Source organism: Flavobacterium sp., from assembly GCF_029945805.1.
Classification (GTDB): domain Bacteria; phylum Bacteroidota; class Bacteroidia; order Flavobacteriales; family Flavobacteriaceae; genus Flavobacterium.
In genome coordinates this window covers 23177-29686 of record NZ_JAQSDH010000028.1, presented here as the reverse complement: position 1 = coordinate 29686, position 6510 = coordinate 23177, and the positions used below count along the sequence as shown (strand labels likewise).

At 31.8% G+C, this 6510-nt stretch carries 8 protein-coding genes; 6 read left to right on the top strand and 2 right to left on the bottom strand.

All coding sequences use genetic code 11. The features are described 5' to 3' along the window. Positions 1-1327 precede the first annotated feature (1327 nt). Both PSU83_RS07010 and pyrE read right to left on the bottom strand, forming a co-directional pair. Positions 1328-1720 (bottom strand): SRPBCC family protein, encoded by a 393-nt coding sequence (locus tag PSU83_RS07010; protein ID WP_300588299.1) that lies wholly within the window; start codon positions 1718-1720, stop codon positions 1328-1330. A 131-nt stretch (positions 1721-1851) separates the two neighbouring features. After that, positions 1852-2493: an orotate phosphoribosyltransferase gene (gene pyrE / locus PSU83_RS07005; protein WP_300588297.1), complete on the bottom strand. Its 642-nt coding sequence runs from the start codon at positions 2491-2493 to the stop codon at positions 1852-1854. Between the two features lie 7 nt (positions 2494-2500). On the opposite strand from pyrE, the gene PSU83_RS07000 reads away from it, so the two are divergent. From PSU83_RS07000 to PSU83_RS06975, 6 genes are all read left to right on the top strand, one after another. Next, entirely contained in the window at positions 2501-3085 is a 585-nt protein-coding gene (locus PSU83_RS07000; protein ID WP_300588295.1) for an NUDIX domain-containing protein, read from the top strand. 130 nt (positions 3086-3215) lie between these two features. Continuing rightward, the gene (locus PSU83_RS06995) at positions 3216-3584 is read left to right on the top strand and encodes a hypothetical protein (protein ID WP_300588293.1); all 369 of its coding nucleotides are present in this window, start codon (positions 3216-3218) and stop codon (positions 3582-3584) included. A gap of 187 nt (positions 3585-3771) precedes the next feature. Further along, positions 3772-4647, top strand: coding sequence for a DUF3347 domain-containing protein (locus PSU83_RS06990; RefSeq protein ID WP_300588291.1), 876 nt, complete (start codon positions 3772-3774; stop codon positions 4645-4647). Positions 4648-4711: 64 nt separating this feature from the next. Then, entirely contained in the window at positions 4712-5185 is a 474-nt protein-coding gene (locus PSU83_RS06985; RefSeq protein WP_300588289.1) for a TlpA disulfide reductase family protein, read from the top strand. A 3-nt stretch (positions 5186-5188) separates the two neighbouring features. Then, a complete protein-coding gene (locus PSU83_RS06980) occupies positions 5189-5686 on the top strand; it encodes a heavy metal-associated domain-containing protein (protein WP_300588287.1) in 498 nt (165 codons plus the stop codon). Beyond that, entirely contained in the window at positions 5686-6495 is an 810-nt protein-coding gene (locus tag PSU83_RS06975; RefSeq protein ID WP_300588285.1) for a hypothetical protein, read from the top strand. The genes PSU83_RS06980 and PSU83_RS06975 overlap by 1 nt, the downstream gene beginning before the upstream one ends. The last annotated feature ends 15 nt before the right edge of the window (positions 6496-6510 follow it).

Below are 6510 nucleotides of genomic sequence, written 5' to 3'. Positions count from 1 at the left end.
CGGCCTCTGGCCTCGGGTCAAATCTTTTTTTAGAAACCCTATTCATTTATTTGGAGAGGGTTTTTTGTTATAAATTTTTTAGAAAAATTAATTAAAGACTTACCGAACAGAGAAGTTAATCCCGAAACTTATGGAAGACTGCGCAGATGGTACTGCAGTTATGTGGGAGAGTATGTCGCTGCCTTTTTTTTAGTAAGCCTTCCACTTTTAGTGAAGGGCTATTTTTTTTATAGGAGCATCGTGTTCGGCCTTTGGCCTCGGTTCGCTGCCTTTTTTTTAGTAAGCCTTCACTTTTAGTGAAGGGTTATTTTTTTTATAGGTACAGCGTGTTCGGCCTTTGGCCTCGGTTCGCTGTCTTTTTTTAGAAAACCCTATTCATTTATTTGGATAGGGTTTTTTGTTATATGATTTTTTTTAACTGCAAAAAACACTAAGAAGGCGCAATGGATGAAAAATATAGAGTGTTTCTATTAATTTTGGTACACGGATGGTTTCAGATTAAAGAGATTGGTAAAGATTTTATAAGGATTTTTTTTTAACAGCAAATAGCACAAAAGGCGCAAATATGAATGCATTACTGAGAACTGCATGAATTACTTTTGGCACTCTGATGCTTTCGGATTAAACGAATTGACACGGATTTTAAAGGCGAACTCTACCTAGATAAAAGCATCATTATGGTTTAAAATTACACTATATGGCAGCAATCTAAATTAACGTCGTCTTTGGTATTAAAAAAAGAAAGCAAATTACCATATAGATATAAAGCAGATAAAGAATTAATTACAGCTGTTTATCATAAAAATTTAGGTCGTAACTGCTAAACTAGTTTGATTGACAAATTTTAAAGTATAATAATTAGAGTAAAAAGATAAATATTATTAAAGAGAACAGTGCAAATAGCTCCAAATATTTTAGAAAGAAATGTAAAGCTATAATCCAATGCAGAATTTAGTAATTGAAGTATGAGAATTTAATATTTCTGGGAATAAATTTTATTGGTCACTTATAATTCACTCGCTTAATCGAGAAATATAATTTATTATCTTACAGAGAGCAACTCGTGTTGTTAGATTTTTTTAAGAAAATACTTAATAATTCAAATCTGGTTTTGCACTCAGAGCTAGGATTGTACTATTAAACGAAGCGATGAATTACTAAGATAGTTATGAATTAACGTTTAGTGTAAACAAAATAAGACTATTAAAAATATCGATCTCATTATGTTGAAGATTAATAGCAAATTTGTATCAACTTTTAAGTTCATTCGATGAAATTCAGTTTTTTTCTTATGTATTCCGGTCTTTCTGAGAATGGCTAGTGCTTACTACAGCTTATGCATATTCTCCGCTAAAGTGTCAATAAATTTCGAAATTGGTCCTTTAATCATCATCGCCATCATTGGATTGAATTCGCCATCAAAATGCAATTGTACGGCACTTGATGTGTCCGAAAGCGTTTCAATATCAGCGGTTAACGTAAACGGTAATTTATCGCTAGCCGCTTTTAAAATCACTTTTGAATTTGGCGTGGTTTCTTTCAATCTCAATTTGATCTCAGGCATTCCTTTTAAACCAAAATTGAAAATATCATCACCTAAAACTTCAAATTTGGCAATATTTTCCGGCATTAATTTTTCAAAGTTTTTGACGTCAGACAACGATTCAAATAGATGTTGCGATGATTTTTCTACAGTAACTTTTGGACTTTCTAAATTCATAGCTTTTGTTTTAGAGAAAAGAGGCAACAAGAAAGAAAAAAAATGTATTAATTTTTCCTTCTAGTTCATTTCTTTTATAATTTTTTATTGTTTTTTATAGTTTTTTATTTCTTGGTTCTTACTTCTAATTTTTACACACTCCAAGTCGATGGGCTTTTACGCCATTCTTGCAATGTGTTCAGTTCATTTTCGGTGATATAATTTTTGGCTACAGCCAGATGCAATAAGTTTTCGTAATTGCTTAATGTTTTTAAATCGATGTTCGCATTTTTAAAATTTTCTTCAGCTACATCAAATCCGTAGGTAAAAATTGCAGCCATGCCTTTAACATGCGCTCCAGCTGCTTTCAAAGCTTCTACAGCCAACAAACTGCTGTTTCCAGTGCTGATTAAATCTTCAACAACTACTACATTTTGTCCACTTTGTAAAAAGCCTTCTACTTGATTTTGTCTTCCGTGTTTTTTGGCTTCCGGACGAACGTATACAAAGGGTAGTCCCATATATTCGGCCACTAGAACTCCAATACCAATTGCTCCAGTTGCAACTCCGGCAATGACGTCGGGTTTACCAAATTCTTTTTCAATATGTTTAGAAAATTCTTCTCGTACATAATTTCTTATCGCTGGAAATGAGAGTATTAGTCGGTTGTCGCAATAAATTGGAGAATTCCAACCCGATGCCCACGTAAAAGGATTTTTAGGATTCAATTTAATTGCATTTATTTGTAAAAGCAATTCGGCTGTTTTTTCGGCTGTGTCTTTATTAAAAATCATAGTACAAATGTATAAAGTTTTTGTCAACGACAAACCTCTTTTTTTAACAAACGAAATCCAAAAGGAAACCGATTTTCAGTTGTTTTTGCTTGAAAGTGTTGATATTGAGCAACTCATCATCAAAATGTTTCAAAACAAAATTCAGAAAGCTTCGTTATATTATCCAGATGAAAAAGCTATTCTGAAAAAGTTGAAGGAAAAAATTCCAGTTTGTAAAGCTGGAGGTGGATTGGTTTACAACAAAAACGGCGACGTTTTATTCATTTTTAGAAATGGAAAGTGGGATTTACCTAAAGGCGGAATCGAAAAAGGTGAAGAAATTGAAGATACTGCTATGCGGGAAGTAGAGGAGGAGACGGGCGTTGGAAAACTAACCATTAGGCATAAACTTCAGAAAACCTACCATGTTTTTAAACGCAACGGAAAATATAAACTCAAAGTCACGCATTGGTTTGAAATGGATTCTTCTTTTGAAGGCATCACCGTTCCGCAGTTAAAAGAAGGCATAGCAAAAGCGGTTTGGCTCAATCCCGATGAAGTTAAAGAAGCGTTAAAAAATTCATTTGAAAATATCAAATTGTTATTTGAATAAGACAAAATCACGATTTTGAAGAGTTTTTTAAATACAAATTATCAAAGTTCGTTTTGTGATCGTACGAAACCTTGTGCTAAAGGAAACGTTAAAAAATAGTAGACAAAAATTTATTTGTTACCTTTGTCAAATGAAAAATCAGTTTCACATACTATTTATAATGCTAACTATTGGCTTCTTTTTGGCGCCAACTTATAGTTATGCATGTGGAACTAAAGTCGATAAAGACTGTTGTAGAAAAGAAGTTCCTTCAAAAACTGAAAAGAAACAGTGTTGCAATGATAAGAGTTCAAAAGACCAAGACAATGGTTGTGAAGGAAAGTGTGGGCATTCAAACTGCACAACTTCATCTGTAACGTTGAGTGTAATTTTGCTTAACGAAATTCAATTTACAAATAACAACTTTGATTTTTCTAACGAAAGAAATGTGTTTTATCATGCAGAAAGCTTTATTACTGCTGGGTTCACATCAATATGGCTTATTCCTAAAATAAGCTAAATTTATTATATGACAGCCGTACTTATGTCAAATTTATAGCAATCGCTATATTTTCTACGCAACTTTTAAATGAATATTCTAATGTTTTAACATTTAAGTCAATTTAATTTAGTTGTATTAATTCAAAATATTTAAAAAAAAATCAATTTCAAAAGAGTAAATCTTTTGTTATAAAACACATATAAAAATGAAAAAATCAATATTAAGTATAATGGTAGCTACTACTCTTTTGCTATCGTTTACAACTAGTAGTGCACAAATAAAAAATGCTAAAACTGAAACTGTAAAAATTTACGGAAACTGTGGCATGTGCGAAAAGACAATTCAAAAAGCAGGTAATTTAAAAAAAGTAGCAGTAGTTGATTGGAACAAGGACACCCAAATGGCTACTTTAACCTATGATGCTAAAAAAACGAATCAAGATGAAATTTTAAAACGTATTTCCTTAGCAGGGTATGATAGTGATAAATTTCTTGCGCCTGATACGGCTTACAACAATCTTCATGGGTGTTGTCAGTACGACCGAGTAGCGAAAATTCCAATTAAGGAAGCAAAATCAGAACTGACAAGTACAGAAAATCTTTCCAATCTTGAAACTCATGGAGCATCAACAGAAATAATCAATCAAAATAAAAATCAATTAAAGCCAGTTTTTGATAACTATTTCAAACTTAAAGATGCCTTCGTTTCTACTGATGGGAAAATGGCCGCGACTGAATCGTCTACTTTACTGACTTCTATTAATGCGGTTCAAATGGACAAACTAGAAATGGATGTTCACTTGGTTTGGATGAAGGTTTTAACTCAAATTAAAGTCGATACACAACAAATTGCTGATACTAAAGATATAAAAAAACAACGCAATCATTTTATGACGCTTTCCAATAATATATATTCATTAATTAAAGTTTCGAAATTCGATACGACCGTGTATTATCAGTTTTGCCCAATGGCAAATGATGGAAAAGGGGCCAACTGGTTGAGTAAAGATACTGCGATAAAGAATCCTTATTATGGTTCTCAAATGTTAAGCTGTGGTAAAACTGTTGAAACTATAAAATAAATATTGCAAATCCCTTTTGCAGCAAAAAGGGATTTGATTTTTATATATTAACTCGTGAATACTTATGAAAATTAGAAAACACATAACCACTATTTTGCTATTAATTTTTAGCTTTAGTGCCTTTGCACAAATCCAAGTGGGTGACATTCTTCCTTCAATAGAATTGAAAAATAATTTTAATGAGCCAATTAACAGTAATCAGTTTAAAGATAAATACGTACTAGTTGATTTTTGGGCTTCGTGGTGCGGACCTTGTCGATTAGGCAATAAAAAATTGGTGAAGCTGCATAAAGTATTAGATCCTTCAAAAATCGAAATCATCGGAATTTCTATTGATACAGACCAAAGCAAATGGATTAAGGCAATTGAAAAAGATAAGTTATCTTTTTTACAATTAATAGACCCAAACGGATTTGATGCTAAAACGGCAGTTTTGTTTGGAGCTGAAGAGTTACCTTCAAAATATCTTTTCAATGATAAAGGTGTATTGATACTGAAAAATCCAACGGATGAACAAATAATTAATTTAATAAAATAAAAAATGAAGACCCTATATATAAAAAATATCCTGTCACTAGCACTGGTATTATTATTTACAACAACGAGTAACGCACAAATTTCAAAAGCAGAAATTAGAGCTACAGGCTTAACTTGCTCTATGTGTTCCAATGCCATTAACAAGCAATTGAAATCACTTTCAGAAGTTGAAAATATTGAAATTGATTTGAATACAAATACGTTTGTAGTCACGTTATCCGATAGTAATTCTTTGCAACCCTCTGTCTTTAAAGAAAAAGTAGAAAAAGCTGGTTTCTTTATTGGTTCGCTTGTACTAACAGTAAGTCCAGAGACTATAAAAAACAGTTCTTTTATTGTTGTAAACGATAAGGAGAATACCAGTAAAGTAGTTCAGATTCAAGTTTTAGACAAAGGCTATGTAACGGATAAGGAATTTAAAAAATTAGTAAAATCATATAAAAATAGCACTACATTTAACAACAATAACGAAGCTGATTTTCATGTCAAAATTCTAAACTAATGAAGAATTTAATACTAATAATTTCGGTATTTATTTTTCAAAAAGCCACAAGTCAAGAGTTATTTCTAGTTACCGATCCCGCGAGTAATGTTCCTGCAAATTCTTTAGGGGTAAATGTTTTGCAATCTCTTTTTAAAGAAGAAATTGAATCAGGATATAATTATCATTTGATGCCAGAAGTAACTTATGGCCTAACAAAAAATGTAATGTTGCGAGCGTCGGCTTTTGTCAGCAATACGAATAGTCAATTGGTTACTGAAGGGGGAAGTTTTATGGCTAAATATCGTTTCTATTCCGAAGATGATCTAAACAGTCATTTTCGTTTGGCTGCTTTTGGAAGATATAGTTTTAATACTGCTGATATTCATCAAGAACAAATAGAAATTATGGGGCATAATACTGGTTTTGAAGTTGGAATTGTAGCTACTAAATTGATAAAAAAACTGGCTATAAGTGCTACCATTAGTTTTGAAAAAGCTTTAGATAACAAGCCCGATTATTCGTTTCCAGATAGTTTCGGCGATAATGCCACCAACTATACTTTATCTTTTGGAAAACTGATGTATCCTAAAAAATATATAAGTTTAAAACAAACAAATATTAATTTGATGGTAGAATTTGTAGGTCAAACTATAAACGAAAATGGTAAATCGTATTTAGATGTTGTTCCGGTAGTTCAATTTATTTTCAACAGTCAGGCTCGTTTAGATCTAGCGTATAGACAAGAGTTAATGAGTTCTATGATACGTTCTGCACCAAATGGCATTTATCTCAATTTATATTATACTTTTTTTAATTTAAGAAGCTAGTACAAAGTGATAACT